This is a genomic window from Roseburia sp. 1XD42-34 (assembly GCF_009917385.1).
Classification (GTDB): Bacteria; Bacillota; Bacilli; order Bacillales; family Amphibacillaceae; genus Virgibacillus.
This window is the reverse complement of sequence record NZ_QWLJ01000043.1, coordinates 1-19,258: the sequence shown is the minus strand read 5'-3', so window position 1 is coordinate 19,258 and position 19,258 is coordinate 1. Positions and strand designations below refer to the sequence as shown.

Sequence of the window (19,258 nt, the reverse complement as noted above, 5' to 3'; positions counted from 1 at the left end):
GGATAAATATATAAGCAAGGAAAGTTGATTCCTATGGATAAAATTACATTCACCTATACATTTACTAGTGATAAAGATTGTATTTCTTTTAAACAGCGGAAAGATGTTTCGACTATTCTAGATGTTTCTGCAACGGTTACCATCTACATCAATAATGAAATATATTTTAATGAAGAAGAGCTTCCTATTCTAGAATTTTATAAGCATTTATCCGATTGGGTACATGCTACTAAAAAGTATCGTATGATTCAGGAATTCCATTATTATACTATTGAATTTGATGAATATGATGACGGCGCAATTCTATCTTTAATCCCATTTGAAAATAAAGCTAAGCTAAATTCTATTTGGAAACAGCAGGACTTAGAAAATTATTTCGAGTTAGATTATATAGCTAAAGAGTGGATGGACTTAGAAGAGCGTCTTAAAGTAGATATTGAGACATACTTTCAAATACGCTTAAAAGATTTTATGAAACATATTCCTGCCAGAATAGTAGAATGGAAAACACAATCGGATGCAACATAGATAATAAGCAGGTTCAAAAGATTAATATCATCGTTTGAACCTGCTTTAGCTCTATCCCCCGTGACGATCAGTATTACAAGTAAAGTATGGTAGTGAGTTTAATTTTAAGGTTGTTTTCCTTTTTAACTCGTTTACACTTAAGCGCCTTACATGCAGGAATGGATTAATATTTTTTTCAACATCGAATGGGTATAATAACTGCCTTTGTATTAATATTTTTTAGAAACCCTAATCATACTAATTTGGCTCTGATTTAAGAATCGTATTGGTGCGACGCTTGTTCCTAGACCACTATCTATATAGAGGAACTGTTTTGGCTGAATAGAATAGGTTCCTTTATCATACGTTGGAAACAAACCTTCATCAGGTGAAACAAGTGCACCAATAAAAGGAAGTCTTACCTGCCCACCATGCGTATGACCACTTACTATCAAGTCAGCAGTTAGACTGCTCTCTTTTTCTATGATATTAGGTGAATGAGAAAGTAATACAGTATAATACTCGTCATTCACGCCAGCAAAAGCCTGCTTAACATTATCATGATTCGTAGCGCTATCGTCAATCCCAACAAGATTGAAACGAACCTGATTTACCGTTAATTGTTTATTTTTATTGTTTAAAATCGTTACCCGTCGTTCCTCAAGTCCATTTAAAAATTCCTCCTTTCTTGGATTCTCCCATTCATGGTTTCCAGTAACAAAGTAAACATGCTTCTGTACCGACGTAAGCTCTTCAACGAACGCAAACATATCGTTAAACTCCGTAGTCTTTCTATCTATTAAGTCTCCTGTAATAACAATTATATCCGCATTTAAATCTTTGATCGTTTGAATCAATTCTTCATTACTTTTTCCAAACACTTTATTATGCACATCCGTGATCTGTAAAATGTTTACTGCTTTATCATCAGGGATTTTATCACTGTAAAATGGAAGCTTATTCACTTTAAACGTATTTGTATCCATATATGCTTTAATACAAAGAGAAAGGATGAATAGAATAGCAAAAGAAATGATCAGCTTTTTTTTCCTTATATTGTGTCTATTAGGTAGTTGATTTTCTTTCATTGGTTGGTTTGACAAGATTGTTCCATCCCCCTTCAGGAGCTAAATTTATCATTATTTTGAGCTATCCACCTGCTGTTTCGTTCTATTAAAACAGAAAGGAATTTATTTCACTCAATCATGTTCTTTAACTTCTAAAAACGTGTTAAAATCACAGCTTCTACCATCCACCCTATACTGGAATTAACTATCTGTTATTTTTATTTCGTGCTTCCATAATACAGAGATATACCATTTTTTCCTTTCCAATCAAGCAACTGTGAAACGGTGATAAATTGATAACCTGCTTGTTTTAATGTTTTTAACAGTTTTGGTAATGCATCTGCTGTTGTGGAGTGGATATCATGCAAAAGTACAATTGCTCCAGGAGTTATTTCATTTTGTACAATTTTTTGGATAGCCGATCCATTCCTATTCTTCCAATCTAGTGAATCAACAGACCAAAGTATAGTAGATTGATTGTTTTCTTTTGCATACTTTATCACATTATCATTATAAATTCCATAAGGTGGGCGGATAAGACTCGGGCTAATACCAGTCACCTCTTTTATCTTTTCATTCGTATAATCCAGCTCTTTTTTTATGATAGCATCACTCATTTTGGATAAATTCGGGTGACTGTTGGTGTGATTTGCAATTTCATGTCCTTCTTCTACCACCTTTCTTGCAAGGTCCGGATAATAATCTACTTGACTTCCTAACATGAAAAAGGTTGCCTTTGCATCGAATTTTTCCAGGGTTTTCAATATTTTTGGAGTGCCTTGTGGACTTGGTCCATCATCGAATGTCAATGCCACATATTTTCCATTCGTAAGTTTTTTTCTGTGTTCTTCTTGAATGATTTTTTTCTTTTCTACTTGTTGCTCTTTCGACATTTGTAAATATGAATCCATATGATCTTGTAAAAAAACATATATCTTTTTAATTGGAACACTGATTTCAACCGTCCCAGCATATCCTTCTGCTAATTCATACTCATCCCAGTATAGTGTTAAACCCTTTCGATCAATCGACCATTGCCACTCCTCCAGTTCTTGCAGCACTTCATTTGTTTGCCTTTTATTTAAATATGGCAATAATTCCTTATTCTCCTGTAATTCTTCCCAGATCATTTCTTTTATTTCATCAAGGTGTTTCTCATCAAGGTGTAATATATCATTAATGGTTAAAAATGGTGCTTTTTTTACATCAAAATTAAAAACTTTTACCATTTCCCGTTCATTTGCAGCTCCATGAATGACGTAAGTACGGAAAACTAAACTATAATAATCCTCTGTAATACGATTGGTTTCTAATTGAATATTTAGATGAGCCACTTCTTTTATTCTTTTACTTAAGCTAACAGTTTTTAAAAATGCCTCTTTTTGACCTTTAATCCATTTGGCAATCGTAGAATTAATTTTTTCACTTCTGGTTTCCGGCTTACTAATTGAATAAGTATATGCATCTGTTTCTTGTGAAAAAGTTTTCAGCTGAATATCTGGGTATTTACTATTGCTTTCGTTCTCTTTAACCCGCTCAGCTTTTATATTAGCTTGATGATTTACTAGTTTATTAGGAATTTGTATTAATCTATTAATTCCTGTACTAATTAATAGAATTAATACAAACAGCAAAATCCATCAAGGTAATTTAATGCGCTTAATCACTTCAATTCTTCCTTTCTCATCTAAAAAAGTAGTTGAACATTTTTTTATTATACATAACCACCTTTTTTATTACAAGTGTATTACATTTATTTCGTTTATGTTTCAAAAAAATACGAATATGTTACAAAGAGTGGTTACTCGAGCTGGCTTTTCCGCCACATAAATGAACATCCTTAAAGCTGATAGCAATACTAACAATAGTAGATAGAAACCTTAATATTACAGTGGCTTCCCTTTCCCCTATGAATCAAGTTCCCAGAAAAAGCCTTTTATCATGTTGATATGTATTGATACTATAAAAGCAGGGTAATCATACCTTCGCAAGCTGTAGTGTTCTTTTCATTAACTAGCTTATCAGAATAGAACAAACAATATCCAAATCTACAAACCTTATTAGAAACTGTGTCAAAAGCAATTTGGTCAAATAATAATTCGAACAATGATTAAAAAAATGGTGCACCAAACACCTATTGTAGTTGTTGTTAAAATAATCAACATTGGCTCAAGCAGAGGGACCATACAACACCTTATATATGTATAAAGGCTTCTTCCACCAGTGGTTACAACTTAATTACCTTCTTACAGCTTGGAAAACCAGACACCATCTCGCGTTTTAAAGCGCAAAAAAAATCCCGCCCTCAAAGACTATAACCTTGAGGTCAAGATTCAGAAATTCTCTATTTGCGATGCCCCGACCAGTTATTTAGATGTCGCCATATAAACTCTGCAAATATATTTGTTTACTCTTCTCATCATCGCAAGTGCTTATTCCATTTTAAAAGGTTTAATACTTTATCATCTTATGATGATAAATGCAAGAAGATTTTTTACGAAATAATGTTTATAGTAAAAAACGCATTTTCTGCTAGTTCTATATTAACCTTTCCAAAGCTGCATACTAAACCCAACTATAATTCAAGAGTTTGAAAAATTTTGTATAAATAAACATGTACTTTATACATCACCAAATGGAATTGAAAAACGTACCAAGCCAATAGTTACTAAAGCTTTATAATTGGTTCGTACATAAGTGAATCTTCAATGTGGTTCCAATCCCCCACTTAACATTTCTAGAACAGGGAGCAACCTGTTAGAACAGTTATCCATTTCTATTAATCACTCCATAATATACGAGATCTTCAAAGCGATCTTCTTTCTTCACGTGTTCCTTTAACACTCCTTCTTTTTCCATGCCAATTTTTTGCAAAACTTTCTCCGAAGCTGGATTTGTCGGAAAGCAACGAGCAAATACTTTATGATATTGCTTTTCGGTAAAAGCTAATTTTAATACGGCTTTTGCTGCTTCTGAAGCAAACCCATTCCCCCAATACTCTTCACCAATCCAATAGGCTAATTCTCCATGAAGAAATCTTTGATTGTTCGATAATGCTATGGAACCGTATAATCTACCTGTAGTTTTATCCGTTATTGCAAATTCATATAATTTATTATTTTGAAATCTTTCATATTGATGTTCTATCCAAGTTATAGCATCCTCGATAGAGTAAGGATAAGGTAAATTCAATGTATGCTTATAGATATTGTAGTTATTGCAAAGCTTGGTGACCTCTGGCGCATCTGCTTTTTGAAACAATCTTAAATTTAGCCGATTTGTCGTCAATATTTTTATTTGTTGGTTGTAATTCAAAAAAACCTCCCCTTGTCTGTTCGTTTATTAAACATCGCCCATTTTGCTTTCCTCCATCTGTCTAGAATTGCTTAATTAACATTATATTACAAACTATTGAATATGCAATCAGCCTAAGTAAACCTTCACGGATGTATTGAATAGTTTTGACCCTTGGATCAACTGCTTTCGGTAGCTGCACTCACGCTTTTTTTCCCTTTACAGGATGAACATGTTTGCTTTTCAACTTTTATATTAAGCTCTGCCAATAATTTCGTGAGTTCTTCTTTTATATCCCATACTTCTACTTGTTTATCTTTTATCCCTAATAAAGTGAAACTTCATTCAGTAGGAGTTTTCTTCCCTCCCCTACTGAATATTAGTACATAGAAGGGTATGACCTAAAGGTCCTAAAACGAATCAGCATTTAGTTGCCGTTTTCTCTCACTTAGACCTTTTGTATCAACTTTGGTCTTGACACTCCTCCGCTCTAATCTAAGTCTATTTAGCAAAAAAACACTAGTTATCTCGCATGTAATAAAACATGCTCTGCATTGGTTAAAAATATCAGCGTGATAATGGAAGACTTTCTCAGGCTATGAAACATATTTGGTTACTGTAACAAATTACACTTCCTACCGTTTTTGTAATTAATCCTCTTCATTCTCCACTTTTTCAAATAACACTTCTGGAATCAATTCAAATCCTTCAATCATCGTATTTTCTTCAACTTCAATCATAAGGCTTAATTTTCCTCCGAAATGAATTTGACGCACATATCTTAGGTCTTGTGGACTAATAGAAATATCCGCTATTTTTGTCTTTATTTTAATCGATTTAGTAGTAGGTTTTGGCACGATATTATTTGCTTTTAACTCGTATTTTTCATCATCAATGACTGTCTTAAATGCCTCTTCTACCTTTTCCGTATCGACATCTTTTACACCACTGCTTTTTAGCACTCTTTCTACATCTTTATAGTCTAGTTTCGGTACTTCCTCCTCCTCTTCACTTTCTTCGATAACATGGTAGATCTCATCGTAAACATTGGAAAGAGTTGACGTATTAATGCGCTCTCCTGCTACTTTTTTCACGATCTCCTCAAAAACAATTTTATCTTCTTCTGCAGTCATTATTTCCTCAGCATTAAGCACTTCTTCAATGAAGTGATAATTTAATTCATTCGCTTTCCCTGCTGAATAAAGAACACGGTTCACATCTGCAGCGTTATCCGTAAAGCAAGGGAATAAAAATCCCGATATCGGTGCTTTCAAGTTAATAATCGGATCGACGACAATATTATATTTAAACTCTTTTTCCACATAATCAAATAACAGTTCTTTCTTCGGATCTTGCGTTTTGTTCATACTGCATAAAATAAATGAGTGCGAGTATACCGTATCTCGTTCACTTTCTTCTGCTTCTTCACTCTGTCGTTTCATCGGTTTCATATATTCGCCACGAATAAACGTTACAACAATATCCATTTCATATTGCTTATCCTTTAGCATTTTTTCTACCAGTTGTAGCATATGTCCCTTCCATTCTTCCATATCATTGCTTAATAGTGCTTGATGCAAAATGAGCTGACTATTATCCTCTGCCTCTCGCTGAAACTTTAACTCAAATAATTTCTGGTCAAGTTGCCCAGTTAATACTTTTTTAAAATTAGCCATGAAGAGTTCTTTCTGTTCATCTTCTAATAATTCAAATGGCGTACTTTGGTGGTGATAAACCTCACTCGATTCTTTCATAATATATACATTAAAAATTTCATTGATTTTTAATAGATCATTATTCAATTTGAATTGCTTGCGAATATTTGCGATGTCTTTCTTATTCAATCTCGTTCCACTCCTATGTTGGTAATCAGATATATATTCAGATATGCACTTTCCATCTTACCATAGATGCTATTTCGTATGTTTGCATATACTGAAAAATTTGGTTCTAACTCGTTACCTTCTTTACAAGCAAAAAACTCTCACAAACATGTATTAGCACAACATTTGTGAGAGTTTTTGTTTTTTATTATGAATAGTCCATCTACCTATTACTCAAAACTTTATTTAGCAGATTATTTGTTTATGCTAGCTTATATTGGACTTTTACACTTTATCTCCCGCAGCATTTTTTATACTTTTTCCCGCTTCCACAAGGGCATGGTTGGTTTCTACCGATCTTCACAACCTTTTGACTAGAACTGGAATGAGACTTTTGATCAGCACTTGAATGGAGCTTAGAAGTTGGCAATGGACTTTTTTCTATTTCCAATAATTCATGGGATGCATGTCCTTTAAGGAACCATTCCCTCGTGTTATTCATCAGATGAATAACTCTATCCATTAATGCTCTCACCGCTTGTTCACTATCCAACTCTAAAACAACAGATAAGTATGTCAAAACATCGCCTGGACCCTCGCCCGATTTAATTGCATGTACACACTCTTCCACAATAGCATCCGCATCTGCTTTATCCATTTCATAATTTCGTGTCAGAAAATGAACGAGCTGCTGATAACTAGCATTTCTATCCACAAATTCTGGTTCACCGGCTTCAAGAAGTTGTTGTTCTGTAAACGGATAGAAAGGCACACTTTCTCTCATTTTCTGTTCTTGCTTTACTTCTTTCGGTTCCAAGACGTCAATATGTGAGAAACCATCCATATCCATAACAATCTCAGGACAAAAATGTATCGAGTCTGCAATAACATCTACAAAGGCTTTAAAATCAATGTCTTCCTTCATATATTTTTCGACCATATGAATCATCTGATGTACGTTTAATACTCCATAATAATATAATAAGCCACGTGTAAGCTTAATCCACTTTGTATTTCGCTTTATGGTCGCTCTCACGTTGATATCATGTTTCAAAGCAGTAATAGGAGCAAGTATTTCTTCGGGCACAGTTAAAACTCTATTTCCTTCCCAAGTTCCCGTGTATACCAAACCTGAACGACGCAGATATTCCATTTGATCAGAATCTAAATCTGGCGCAATTATTTTCCCACCATTTTCCGCGATATTCAGCAGTACTTTAAACCGGTCGATATCCCATAAAAATATTAACCTCTTTAGATGTTCAGGAATATTTTGTTCTAAAACTTGAGTGAGCTCAGCTTTCTTCAAGCTGCTTGCATTTTTTATATCTAGCTTTTTTCTAATCGTGTCTAACTCAGCCTTTGTATATCTGTTCAGCGCATCATGCAATGTCAATGGAAAAAGAATTTCCTGCCATTGTTTTTTAGATTGCTTTTTTAATCTTTCTATTTCTATTCTTTCAAATTCCTCAAATACATGCTCTATATTTATATCTTCTTTATTCATTACATACACCTCTTCATTTTTCATTATAAATGATGAGGTACAAGTATCCAATAAAAATAACTAAGAGATAAAGTGAACCTTTAATCAGTAGGAGGGCTCCTTCATCCCCCACGGCTTGTTAGTAACGTAATGGTATAACTTAAAGGACGCTTACGAACTAGGGTCATTTACGTGCTGTTATCTACCTTAGACTTGTTGCTGTATAGATTATCCAACTCTTAAAGTTGGGGTTTTACAACCTAATGTACGGGATAAATTGTAAACTAATTCAGACCTCGACAGCCAATATAGCCAACCTTTTACAGTAGATTAGATGGATTGCCACTTTTACTCCGTACAAAAGAAACTGCGTAATAAGAGCGTCTAAATGCTCTCCCTTACACAGTTTTGCTCACGTAAACTATTTATATCCACCACATATCAACTGGTGCTTCTTCAATCATCACGCCATTTAAATTTCGAATCGCTTTTTGCAAACCTTCTTCCATGGACATAATAGGATCTTCATGCTCAATACTAACAACATAATCGTAGTCGTATGTTCTAAGGGCACTAATAATATTGGACCACTCCTGAACGCTGTGTCCATATCCAACGGAACGGAACGTCCATGCTCTTGTTTTCACATTTGAATACGGCTGCATATCCGTTAAACCATACATATTCACATTTTCCTGATCAATATACGTATCTTTGGCGTGAAAATGGTGAATTGCATTCGCTTTACCTAGAATTTTTATAGCAGCTACTGGGTCAATTCCTTGCCACCACAAATGACTTGGATCTAAGTTAGCACCAATAGCATCGTTCGTTGCTTCGCGGAGTTTCAACATCGTATATGGTGTATGCACTAAAAAACCTGCATGAAGCTCTAAACCAATTTTCACATCGTGTTGTTTAGCAAACTCCCCTTGTGCTTTCCAATAAGGAATTAACTTTTCATCCCATTGCCATTTAAGGACATCGCTATATTCATTTGGCCAAGGTGTAACTGGCCAATTTGGGTATTTTGCTCCATCTGAATCACCTGGTGTGCCGGAAAATGTATTGACAACCGGTACACCCATTAAACTCGCTAATTTAACCGTTTTAACAAAAGTGTCATGGGACTCTTGAGCAAAGGCCGCATCCGGAGATAGCGGATTACCATGGCAACTAAAAGCACTAATCGTAAGACCGTGTTCATGTACTTTTTCCAAATATTCCTTGCGCTTTGTCTCACTTTCCAACAGCTTATCTAAATTACAATGCGCATTGCCAGGGTAACCACCTGTTCCAATTTCAACAGCTTTTAACCCAGCTTTTTGCACGTAACGTAACATCTCTTCAAATGATTTATCCGATAATAGTACAGTAAACACACCTAGTTTCATAAAATTATCCTCCGTTTTTAATAATATCTCACAGTACAATTAAGCAAATCTTCCATCGTGAGCCTTTTCATTCTCCTCCCCCCGCTTACTCATACACCTCAAGGAAGCATATCACCATAAAAAGTTCCCACTTTTCAAACATCCTCACGTCTTGCTAACACTGTAATGGTATTGAGCTAAGTTTCTCTTACGAAATAAGCATTTAGGTGCTGTTATTTACCACGTAGACTTGTGTGAGTGCAGAATTATCCTACTCCTAAAGTGGAAGACGTACAGCACCATATAAACGGGATAAAGCTACTTCGTTGCAATCTGAATTAATTGCTTTGTTTTGCTTGATTCAAGGGCAGCGAGAATGATATTTAGTGATTTCATACCTTCTTCTCCATTTATGAGCGGTTCTTTATCCTCTATGATCGAAGTGATGAAATGATCAATAACATGTGTCGTTGTTTGTCCACCAGCATCATTTGACTGAATCTTACCAAGCTGATAATTAACCGCATCTCCATTAGGGTATTGGACAATCAAACCATAATTTGGATCATCTTCTATACGCAATACGGCTTTTTCTCCATAGATGATGGTGGAATTATCTTCTGTTGTGTTATACGCCCAGCTTGCAGTTAATGTACCAATGGCACCACTTACTGATTTTAATATACAAACAGCATTATCATCTACAGTGGCGTTTGCTTTCGCGTTCGTTTCAACAATCGCTGACACTTCTGTAAACTCTTCGCCTAATAGATAGCGAAGTAAGTCCGCTTTATGAACACCCAAATCTCCCATTGCCCCGATAAAAGCTTGCTCTTTTTTAAAGAACCAGCTTTCTGCGCCATCAGCGCTCCATGCTTCAGGCCCTCCATGTCCAAACGTTGTGCGAAAACTATAAATTTTGCCTAGTTCTCCTTTGGCAATTAGTTCTTTTGCTTTTATATGCGAAGCAACAAAACGTTGATTATGGCCTATCATTAATTTTTTACGGTTGGCTTTAGCAGCACGAATCATATCTTCTGCTTCTTGTTGGGACGTTGCCATTGGTTTTTCACAAAGAACATGACAGCCAGCATTTAATGCGTCAATACTGACTGGCGCATGTAAATAGTTTGGCAGGCAAACACTAACAGCATCTACTCGCTCACTATTTAATAATGTGCGGTAATCGGTATAGGCTGTACCACCATATTTTGCTGCCATTTCTTTTGCTCTTGCTTCGACAATGTCGCAAACTGCGACAATATTAGCTTGGTTGTGCTGTTTATATTCTACCAAATGTCTGTGCTTAGCAATGCTACCACATCCAATAACGGCTACACGTAACTTTTCCATCGTTTCCACTCCTTGTTTTCATTCTCACCAAGTTATTTTTTCGTAATATCTTCAAGCGCTTTCACATTTCCATACGTGGGTGTTGGTGTACTAGCAGGGCTGACCCACTTCACACCATTTTTAATTACCGTCTGAATTTCTTTGTTATAGTAAGTAGGATATGTTTCATGACCAGGTCGGAAATAAAAGATCCTCCCCTTCCCACGTTGATACGTTGCACCACTACGGAAAACTTCGCCACCTTCAAACCAGCTTAGAAAAATTAATTGATCCGGTGCAGGAATATCAAAATGCTCCCCGTACATTTCTTCCTTCTCTAATTCAATGTATTCCCCTAAACCTTCTGTAATTGGATGACTTGGGTCTACTACCCATAAGCGCTCTTTGTCATCTGCTTCACGCCATTTCAGATCACAAGTTGTACCCATTAATTTCTTAAAAATCTTAGAAAAATGAGCTGAATGCAAGACAACTAGCCCCATACCTTCCAACACTCGTTGATAAACTTTTTCAACAATTCGATCTTCCACTTCATCATGCGCCTGATGCCCCCACCAGACAAGGACATCTGTTTGCTGTAAAACTTCTTCTGTCAGCCCGTGCTCTGCTTCATCTAAGGTTGCTGTTTTCACTTCGATTTCATCTTCTTTTAAAAACGCAGCAATTGCTCCGTGGATACCTTCAGGATAAATATTCGCTACGACTGGATTTGTTTTTTCATGACGATTTTCATTCCAAACAACAACTTGCATATCATTTCCTCCTTGGTTTTTAAAATTGCTTTAAAAAGTCACGCGTGCTTTTTTTCTTCCGGATTCGTAAACCGCAGCAATCATTTTTTGCGTTTTTAATGCCTCTTCACCAGTGATTTCAGGGGCTGTGTGATCACGAATAGAATTATAGAAATTATTTATTTGCTTCACATGGCTAACACCCCAATAACCCTTTGCCCCAGAATCATAGTGAAATGTCTCTTGGGGATTGTTATCCGCAATAAATTCTCTACCATCATAAAGCTTAATATGCGCTTTATCGGCAATCATTTTCGCAATTCCATGTTCACAGTGAAGCTCGATCTCAACCGGAGCATCGTATGAATAATAGTTGATAGCATGAAAAGCAGTCACAACTCCATTTTGATAAGCAATAACCCCTTCGGCCGCATCTTCCACTTCTATTATCTCATGTGCTCGATTACTAATATTGGCATCTACGTACTTTATTTCACTATCTACAAACCAACGCATAAGGTCCATCGTATGGATGGCTTGATCGATAATAACGCCTCCACCTTCCATTTCCCAAGTTCCTTTCCAATCACTATTTTGATAGTAAGCATCCGAACGATCCCAAGTAACAGATAGTTTGCCAGACTTAATAGCTCCTAATTCTCCATTCATTAACATTTCTTTAATTAAACGCGAACCTGGGTTATAACGGTTTTGAAAAATAACACCTAGAGTCACATTGTTTTCTTCTGCAGCCTCAACCATGGCAACAGCATCTGCATAGCTAATTGACATCGGCTTTTCGGTAAGGATGTGAATTTTCCGCTTGGCAGCCTCGATTGCCACAGGTGCATGCAAATGATGGGGTAAGCAAATATGAACGACATCCAAGTCTTCTACTTTAAGCATTTCCAAATAATTGGTATAAGCTGCACACTGATGTTTCTCAGCCTTCGCATTCACTCTGTCTTCTTTACTATCACAAACAGCAACTATTTCTGCATCATCTCTTTCCAAAACAGATTGGGCATGCATGGGAAAAATATTTCCGCACCCAATGATGCCTACACGTAATAGTTTCAATTAAACCACTCCTTCATAGACCATTAAAATAACCAAATTGCCTATCTAATTATAAATATAGTAGATATGGATAAATATTATATCTATATTCATCTTATCTTACCTGTTCTAAATTGGGTATCAACGATATAATAGAAACATGGACTATTTTGCTACGAAATGAGTGATATGATGATAAAAATCAGGTATTGTGGTTACGCCTATCATACAAATGGCTACTTTTCGACACATGAAAACGGACCCGAGTCGTATTTATTTCGCCTTCAGACAGAAGGTGTTAGCCAAGCAGTAGTAAAAAACAAAAAAATACATTTAGAGAAAGGAGACCTTATCCTTGTTGCTCCTGGAGAATACTATCAATTATCGATTGAAGGCGGTCAAACAAGTGGCGACTATCACATTCTTTTTTCTGGTGAATGGGTAAATGAGTGGTGGGATTGCTTTAACAAACCAGCTAACATAAAAATTGACTTAACAGATAAAATTGTTTCTTTGTGGAGGTATTTAGTTGCAGAAAAACGCAGACCTATTTCTGATAAAAATGATGAACTAATGGATTATTTATTGCGCAGCCTTTGTCTTTTAATTGAACGAGCAATAAAAGATCAAGCTGCCCATTCAAGGCCCTTTGTTGTAACAAAAATGATGCGCTATATTGAAGAAAATGCTACAACTGGCTTTACTGTTGATGACGTCGCTAACCATGCCGAATTAAGCGTCTCTCGCTCTGTGCATTTATTTAAGCAATACACTAATAAAACGATGATCGAATATGCACAGGAAATTCGTCTAGGTGCTGCTATTGATCAAATGAAGTACACGAACATGACATTGGAACATATCGCTGAAAACTGTGGATTCGGAGCATATCCGTATTTCCACCGTGTTTTTAAAAAAGTGTACGGCGTATCTCCTGGGGTTTATCGGAAGACGAGTTGAATTGCTTGTTAATTAAATTCACTTAACATAATCCAAAGGCTCATATTTTTAATTTTTGGTAAATGTTAAACAACCAAGAATGATAATTCCACTACCATTAAAATCAAAATATGAGTTTATTTTCTCTTCCTGAAAGTAACCTTTGTATATTTTCCCTGTGTTTCATAATAATCATGGCAGCCATTAAACAGACAAATATATTAAAATAAAAAGTATGTCCAAAAACCGGAATAAATGAAACAACCGCAATAAACCCAGTAGCACTAATTGTTCCTAAAGATACATACCGTGTGAAAGCTACTATTAATATAAAAAAAACAAGACATAAAAGAGCCATAACCCAATCAACCACAAACATTACAGACACTGATGTTAATGCTCCCTTACCTCCTTTAAATTTAAAAAATAAAGGCCAGTTATGCCCAATAGCTGCTCCTAATCCCGCGATTAAAAGGCTTACATTATCTTGAGCCTCTCCCGTATAAAAGTAAACTTCAAAGAAAATCAGACCTATAAAGCAGGCTATTACTCCCTTTAATATATCTCCGACAAGAACAAATACTGCAGCAGTTTTACCTAATACCCTCAGAGTATTGGTAAGCCCGGCGTTTCTACTTCCACAGCTCCTTATGTCCTTTCCATATATTTTGCCAACCATCACAGCAGAGTTAAGGCTACCTAAAAGATAGCCGGAAGCTAAGGACGAAAATAGCAGTATGATATTAGTCATTTCTCTCTCCTTTTTGTTTTTTAAAATTTCAGTTTATGACCTATGCAAATATTCACTCAAGATGTAAAATGTCCCGATTCGAGTTTGCAACCTATGGAGAAGTATATAAAGCGATTACAAACTTCATGAACTATTTACAATCATCATGCATTCATTCAAGCATTGATGACTTAGCACCAAATGATTTTATGAGTTAAATAAAGAGAAGAAGATATATATAAAATACGGGTTTATTCCCCCGCTCAATTTTTCTTGCTTCTGTACTGCCTTAAAACATGTCAATGTTGGCATGGAATCAAGGGCGAAGCGTAGTGAAGGGCAAAGCCTTCCCCCTTGGTGGAGTGGTAGTATTGGCTATAATCCTAGAAGGACAAAGTGTAGGTAATTCATGAAAATAGCGAATTTCTAATTGTAAGTTAGTTAAGAGTAGTTTTGTCCAAATTTAGGAGGTTAATCCGTATTTCAATTGTTAAGCTCACTTTTTAAGAACATTGATTTCTCGTGGTTTATTTTATTATTTATTCTTGTTACCTTTTGTTACACTTATATTCATTTTTAAGCAAAATTTGTGTATTGCAAGTCCTCACATTTTGTATTTAATTTTATTTATTATTGGTTACTTATTTAGAGATTTTATTATACCACAATTCTATATATTATTAAAATTGTTAAAATGTTATAATCCCTGGTACTATATATTGCTTTGATGTTGATAAAGTTCTTCTTTACTATTGGAATCATAATCTCTAATTTTTGTAATAAATAATACTATTGTGGATATAACAATTGCTAATGTACCTGCTAAAATAAAGACTGCATTCACATTTGACAATCTAGAAATAAAAGCTCCTATTAAAGGAGCACTTAGCATCGTAAAGTTTTGCAAGCCTTGTGCAACAGAACTTACTCTACCAAGCATATAACTAGGCGTTTCCTTTTGTAAAATAAAACCATATCCAACATTTTGGGTTCCATTTAATGCACCAATTATTATAGCAAAAATAAAGAAAACAAAGACGGGAAAATATTTTGGAAAATATGCCCCCACGCCCATTAGGAAGATTACAATCCCAGAACCTAGAAAACTTAATAAAACTGTTGTAAGGGGTTTAGGTTTCCAGAAAGAAAACTGTCCTAATAACAAAGAACCAGTTATAGCCCCAAATCCTACAAAAGAAATTAAAAAACCAAAATGGGCTTCACTTAATCCTATATCTTGAGAGAGGAAAACAATTAGTCCATCATAAAGAAAAATAATAAAAAACGATAAAGCAGTTGTAATTATAGTTAATAATAACTTTTTATTTTTGATTATGTAACTAAATCCTTCTTTTAGTTCATCTATAAATTTAGATTTTTTTGCCTTTTGCATAGGTGAAGATTCATTTTCATTATTCTGGCTAGGGATTTTTATTGCCAAGGCAAAAAGTAAAGCAAATAAAAATAGTAATGCTTCTATTATTAGTGTAGTTTTAAAGCCAATAATGGCAACAAGAAGCCCACTTAAAGATGGCCCAATAACTTTCATTGAATTTAGTGAAAGCTGAGTTAATGCTACAGCTTTAGAAAGATGTATAGCTTCAATAAGGATTTTTATGGTCACTTGTCTAGCTGGATCAAAGAGTGAGGCTAAAATACCCTTAATAAAAACTAATGTTAATAAAATGTAAATATTGGGGGCAATTATATATGATAATACAACTAATATTCTCAAAGATAATGTTACTATAAAGACCTTCTTTTTTGACCATCTATCAACAAAAACACTTGCAAATGGACCAATAATAATCCAAGGAAGACCATATACAATAATATATGATGCAACCGCAATTTCACCTAGTCCCCATTGATAGCTGATTAGAAGAATCAAAAGAGTAAAATCCAACCAATTTCCCAAGTCTGAAAGCAATTGCATTGAATAAAATCGTCTAAATCTTTTGTCCTTTAGTGGCGTAAGAATGCTTGAATTACCCATAAACCCCCTCCGTTCCTAAGATTAAATGTATAATAATACTACCATATTTATAAGATAAAAAAAATTTAAAAAATAAAACCTACAAATATGTATAGATACCATTATCAGTAGGTGGCTTTTGTAAATTCAACCAAAGATTTTATTCATATTCTTTAAGTACTTCTTTAATTTTTTCAACCGCATCTTCAAGTATCTTTTTAGTAATACTATAATAGGTTACAACTCTTAGATTATGATTTCCAATCTCACTGATATTTAAGCCCTTTTCCTATGCTTTTTTGATAAAATCGTTAACATTAATATATTCATTTTTCAGATTAAATATAACAGTATTTGTCTTTACTTTTTTAATATCACATCTTATGCCTTTTATATTACTTATTTTTTTGCAAAATAAAATGCATTCTCATGATCTTCTTTCAGTCTATCAATTCTATTATTTAATGCATAGATTCCTGGAGCAGCAATAATACCAGATTGCCTCATTCCCCCTGCCAACATTTTTCTATGATAATATATTTTATTAATGAACTTCTTTTTTCCCACTACAAGAGACCCTATAGGTGCACCAAGCCCTTTTGACAAACAAAATTGTATTGAATCAGCATACTGACTTATTTCTGAAGCTTCAATATCTAAAGAAATTGCTGCATTAAAAATTCTAGCCCCATCCATATGTATAAGTACACCAAATCTCCTTGAGATACTATACAATTCCTTTAGATATTCTAAAAAAAAGTGTATCCCTCCCATTCTATTGTGAGGGGTTTCTTTAGCATATTGTGGATCGGAAAAATCAAGGTTTAATTTTGCTTCTATTTTTGCTAAATCCATTTCACCTTTTTCATTTGTTGTAATTGGTTCATAAATAACACCACCACTTCCAGACGCCCCGCCAGCTTCATATATGAAAATATCACTTTCTTCGCTGTATCTTCATTGTAAACATTATCACCCAACTTTGTTTCTAATATAGATTCGAGCATTTCTCTTGAAGGTAATGTAAAAGTATCACTTCTTAGTTCTATCAATGGCCTGCCTCCTCACTAATAGTTATTTTAGTCTTTTTCACATTATCCAAAAACCTAATAATTGCATTTCTGTCTTGATCTGCAGTTATTATGTAAACCAATCGATCATAAGCATTTTTAGGCTTGTTACTTGTTTTATAATTATACATCTCAATACTTTTTACTAATGGATTGCCACTCAAGGAATTGTAATAATTTACTGAATATTTTGCACGTACTATGTTATATACAACGCAAAAAAAACGAAATCCTAACGAATAAACTCAGTTAGAACATCGTCATATCAACATTAAAAATACCGGTGGTCGGGGTCGAACCGACACTCCCAAAGAGGGAACGGGATTTTGAATCCCGCGCGTCTGCCAATTCCGCCACACCGGCATAGTATATTGGAGGCGGTAACCGGATTTGAACCGGTGATAAAGGTTTTGCAGACCTCTGCCTTACCACTTGGCTATACCGCCATTAAATATAGAATTGGAGCGGAAGACGGGATTCGAACCCGCGACCCCCACCTTGGCAAGGTGGTGTTCTACCACTGAACTACTTCCGCTTAATGGCTGGGCCACTAGGATTCGAACCTAGGGTACACGGGATCAAAACCCGATGCCTTACCGCTTGGCTATGGCCCAATATACAAAAAGGGCGACCGGTGGGGATCGAACCCACGTATGCCGGAGCCACAATCCGGTGCGTTAACCACTTCGCCACGGCCGCCATATTTAGTTGGCAGGGGTAGTAGGAATCGAACCCACATCAAAGGTTTTGGAGACCTTCGTTTTACCATTAAACTATACCCCTATATGCAAAAAATGGTGGAGGGGGAGAGATTCGAACTCCCGAACCCTGAGGGAGCGGATTTACAGTCCGCCGCGTTTAGCCACTTCGCTACCCCTCCACTATGTTGAAACAAAAATGGTGGCTCGAGACGGAATCGAACCGCCGACACAGGGATTTTCAGTCCCTTGCTCTACCGACTGAGCTATCGAGCCATTTGTTTTATGTATAAAAGTCAAACTCATTTTAAAGTGGCGGTCCGGACGGGACTCGAACCCGCGACCTCCTGCGTGACAGGCAGGCATTCTAACCAACTGAACTACCGGACCAAAACATCTATCTTATAATAAGATTGGTTGCGGGGGCAGGATTTGAACCTACGACCTTTGGGTTATGAGCCCAACGAGCTACCAGACTGCTCCACCCCGCGATATAATTATATCCACTAAACCGCCTATAAGACAGTATATAAGATACAAAATGAAGTTTCAAGCGTTTTAGACTATTCCCTACTGGTGGAGGATGCAGGGCTCGAACCTGCGACCCCTTGCTTGTAAGGCAAGTGCTCTCCCAGCTGAGCTAATCCTCCTGAAATGGTGACCCGTACGGGATTCGAACCCGTGTTACCGCCGTGAAAGGGCGGTGTCTTAACCGCTTGACCAACGGGCCAATATGAAATTTACATAATAGTGGCGGAGAGCGAGGGATTCGAACCCTCGAGGCCGCGGTAACGGCCTACACGATTTCCAATCGTGCTCCTTCGGCCACTCGGACAGCTCTCCATTGGCTCCACAGGTAGGATTCGAACCTACGACCGATCGGTTAACAGCCGATTGCTCTACCACTGAGCTACTGTGGAATGATACCAATTAGAATTACAATGCCTGGCGGCGTCCTACTCTTGCAGGGGCAAAGCCCCAACTACCATCGGCGCTGGAGAGCTTAACTTCTGTGTTCGGCATGGGAACAGGTGTGACCTCTCCGCCATTACTACCAGACAAAGTTTCTGTCGTTGTGTGCTAAAAAATAGGCACAAACCTTATTATAAGCGTTTTTGAGAAAAAATCAAGATTTTTGTTGAAAAAAATCAAT

15 protein-coding genes, 14 tRNA genes and 1 rRNA gene are annotated in these 19,258 nt (G+C 36.0%); 2 read left to right on the top strand and 28 right to left on the bottom strand.

Going from position 1 to position 19,258, the window contains the following annotated elements:
• Positions 1–33 precede the first annotated feature (33 nt).
• Positions 34–528 (top strand): DUF7878 domain-containing protein, encoded by a 495-nt coding sequence (locus D1839_RS17245; RefSeq protein WP_120381056.1) that lies wholly within the window; start codon positions 34–36, stop codon positions 526–528.
• A gap of 209 nt (positions 529–737) precedes the next feature.
• On the opposite strand, the gene D1839_RS17240 is transcribed toward D1839_RS17245, so the two are convergent.
• The 9 genes from D1839_RS17240 to D1839_RS17200 form a co-directional block, all read right to left on the bottom strand.
• Positions 738–1,610, bottom strand: coding sequence for a metallophosphoesterase (locus D1839_RS17240; protein WP_199690364.1), 873 nt, complete (start codon positions 1,608–1,610; stop codon positions 738–740).
• A gap of 182 nt (positions 1,611–1,792) precedes the next feature.
• Positions 1,793–3,208, bottom strand: a complete 1,416-nt coding sequence (locus D1839_RS17235) for a polysaccharide deacetylase family protein (protein ID WP_120381055.1) — start codon at positions 3,206–3,208, stop codon at positions 1,793–1,795.
• A gap of 1,132 nt (positions 3,209–4,340) precedes the next feature.
• Entirely contained in the window at positions 4,341–4,889 is a 549-nt protein-coding gene (locus tag D1839_RS17230) for a GNAT family N-acetyltransferase (RefSeq protein WP_120381054.1), read from the bottom strand.
• Positions 4,890–5,518: 629 nt separating this feature from the next.
• Positions 5,519–6,712: a DUF4317 domain-containing protein gene (locus D1839_RS17225; protein ID WP_120381053.1), complete on the bottom strand. Its 1,194-nt coding sequence runs from the start codon at positions 6,710–6,712 to the stop codon at positions 5,519–5,521.
• Between the two features lie 271 nt (positions 6,713–6,983).
• A complete protein-coding gene (locus tag D1839_RS17220; RefSeq protein ID WP_120381052.1) occupies positions 6,984–8,198 on the bottom strand; it encodes a YecA family protein in 1,215 nt (404 codons plus the stop codon).
• Positions 8,199–8,602: 404 nt separating this feature from the next.
• Positions 8,603–9,571, bottom strand: a complete 969-nt coding sequence (locus D1839_RS17215; RefSeq protein WP_120381051.1) for a sugar phosphate isomerase/epimerase family protein — start codon at positions 9,569–9,571, stop codon at positions 8,603–8,605.
• A gap of 297 nt (positions 9,572–9,868) precedes the next feature.
• Positions 9,869–10,903, bottom strand: a complete 1,035-nt coding sequence (locus D1839_RS17210) for a Gfo/Idh/MocA family protein (protein WP_120381050.1) — start codon at positions 10,901–10,903, stop codon at positions 9,869–9,871.
• Between the two features lie 32 nt (positions 10,904–10,935).
• Positions 10,936–11,655: a ThuA domain-containing protein gene (locus D1839_RS17205; protein ID WP_120381049.1), complete on the bottom strand. Its 720-nt coding sequence runs from the start codon at positions 11,653–11,655 to the stop codon at positions 10,936–10,938.
• 30 nt (positions 11,656–11,685) lie between these two features.
• Positions 11,686–12,714, bottom strand: coding sequence for a Gfo/Idh/MocA family protein (locus D1839_RS17200; protein ID WP_120381048.1), 1,029 nt, complete (start codon positions 12,712–12,714; stop codon positions 11,686–11,688).
• A 171-nt stretch (positions 12,715–12,885) separates the two neighbouring features.
• On the opposite strand from D1839_RS17200, the gene D1839_RS17195 reads away from it, so the two are divergent.
• Positions 12,886–13,653: an AraC family transcriptional regulator gene (locus D1839_RS17195; protein WP_199690363.1), complete on the top strand. Its 768-nt coding sequence runs from the start codon at positions 12,886–12,888 to the stop codon at positions 13,651–13,653.
• Between the two features lie 103 nt (positions 13,654–13,756).
• On the opposite strand, the gene plsY is transcribed toward D1839_RS17195, so the two are convergent.
• From plsY to rrf, 19 genes are all read right to left on the bottom strand, one after another.
• The gene (gene plsY, locus D1839_RS17190) at positions 13,757–14,383 is read right to left on the bottom strand and encodes a glycerol-3-phosphate 1-O-acyltransferase PlsY (protein ID WP_120381046.1); all 627 of its coding nucleotides are present in this window, start codon (positions 14,381–14,383) and stop codon (positions 13,757–13,759) included.
• Between the two features lie 691 nt (positions 14,384–15,074).
• Positions 15,075–16,358 (bottom strand): MFS transporter, encoded by a 1,284-nt coding sequence (locus tag D1839_RS17185; RefSeq protein ID WP_120381045.1) that lies wholly within the window; start codon positions 16,356–16,358, stop codon positions 15,075–15,077.
• 378 nt (positions 16,359–16,736) lie between these two features.
• A complete protein-coding gene (locus D1839_RS20520; protein ID WP_330585578.1) occupies positions 16,737–17,228 on the bottom strand; it encodes a beta-eliminating lyase-related protein in 492 nt (163 codons plus the stop codon).
• On the bottom strand, positions 17,183–17,389 hold the full coding sequence (locus D1839_RS21140) for a beta-eliminating lyase-related protein (RefSeq protein ID WP_199690359.1): 207 nt from the start codon (positions 17,387–17,389) through the stop codon (positions 17,183–17,185). The genes D1839_RS20520 and D1839_RS21140 overlap by 46 nt, the downstream gene beginning before the upstream one ends.
• A 296-nt stretch (positions 17,390–17,685) precedes the next feature.
• Positions 17,686–17,770 (bottom strand) — tRNA-Leu (locus tag D1839_RS17175).
• A gap of 9 nt (positions 17,771–17,779) precedes the next feature.
• Positions 17,780–17,853: transfer RNA gene (locus D1839_RS17170), tRNA-Cys, on the bottom strand.
• Between the two features lie 14 nt (positions 17,854–17,867).
• Positions 17,868–17,942: transfer RNA gene (locus D1839_RS17165), tRNA-Gly, on the bottom strand.
• Between the two features lie 4 nt (positions 17,943–17,946).
• A tRNA-Gln gene (locus D1839_RS17160) sits at positions 17,947–18,021 on the bottom strand.
• Positions 18,022–18,033: 12 nt separating this feature from the next.
• Positions 18,034–18,106 (bottom strand) — tRNA-His (locus D1839_RS17155).
• A 10-nt stretch (positions 18,107–18,116) separates the two neighbouring features.
• Positions 18,117–18,190 (bottom strand) — tRNA-Trp (locus tag D1839_RS17150).
• 12 nt (positions 18,191–18,202) lie between these two features.
• Positions 18,203–18,287, bottom strand: a tRNA-Tyr gene (locus tag D1839_RS17145).
• An 18-nt stretch (positions 18,288–18,305) separates the two neighbouring features.
• A tRNA-Phe gene (locus D1839_RS17140) sits at positions 18,306–18,381 on the bottom strand.
• Positions 18,382–18,418: 37 nt separating this feature from the next.
• Positions 18,419–18,495 (bottom strand) — tRNA-Asp (locus D1839_RS17135).
• Between the two features lie 24 nt (positions 18,496–18,519).
• A tRNA-Met gene (locus D1839_RS17130) sits at positions 18,520–18,596 on the bottom strand.
• 83 nt (positions 18,597–18,679) lie between these two features.
• Positions 18,680–18,755 (bottom strand) — tRNA-Val (locus tag D1839_RS17125).
• Between the two features lie 5 nt (positions 18,756–18,760).
• Positions 18,761–18,835: transfer RNA gene (locus D1839_RS17120), tRNA-Glu, on the bottom strand.
• Between the two features lie 21 nt (positions 18,836–18,856).
• A tRNA-Ser gene (locus tag D1839_RS17115) sits at positions 18,857–18,948 on the bottom strand.
• A gap of 2 nt (positions 18,949–18,950) precedes the next feature.
• Positions 18,951–19,025: transfer RNA gene (locus D1839_RS17110), tRNA-Asn, on the bottom strand.
• Positions 19,026–19,048: 23 nt separating this feature from the next.
• A 5S ribosomal RNA gene (gene rrf / locus D1839_RS17105) occupies positions 19,049–19,164 on the bottom strand.
• Positions 19,165–19,258: the final 94 nt, after the last annotated feature.

Bases quoted from the DNA above. Each gene is read 5' to 3' on its own strand.
- D1839_RS17245 (WP_120381056.1), top strand. From the start codon at position 34: ATGGATAAAATTACATTCACCTATACATTTACTAGTGATAAAGATTGT.
- D1839_RS17220 (WP_120381052.1), bottom strand. From the start codon at position 8,198: ATGAATAAAGAAGATATAAATATAGAGCATGTATTTGAGGAATTTGAA.
- D1839_RS17215 (WP_120381051.1), bottom strand. From the start codon at position 9,571: ATGAAACTAGGTGTGTTTACTGTACTATTATCGGATAAATCATTTGAA.
- D1839_RS17210 (WP_120381050.1), bottom strand. From the start codon at position 10,903: ATGGAAAAGTTACGTGTAGCCGTTATTGGATGTGGTAGCATTGCTAAG.
- D1839_RS17205 (WP_120381049.1), bottom strand. From the start codon at position 11,655: ATGCAAGTTGTTGTTTGGAATGAAAATCGTCATGAAAAAACAAATCCA.
- D1839_RS17195 (WP_199690363.1), top strand. From the start codon at position 12,886: ATGATAAAAATCAGGTATTGTGGTTACGCCTATCATACAAATGGCTAC.
- plsY (WP_120381046.1), bottom strand. From the start codon at position 14,383: ATGACTAATATCATACTGCTATTTTCGTCCTTAGCTTCCGGCTATCTT.
- D1839_RS17185 (WP_120381045.1), bottom strand. From the start codon at position 16,358: ATGGGTAATTCAAGCATTCTTACGCCACTAAAGGACAAAAGATTTAGA.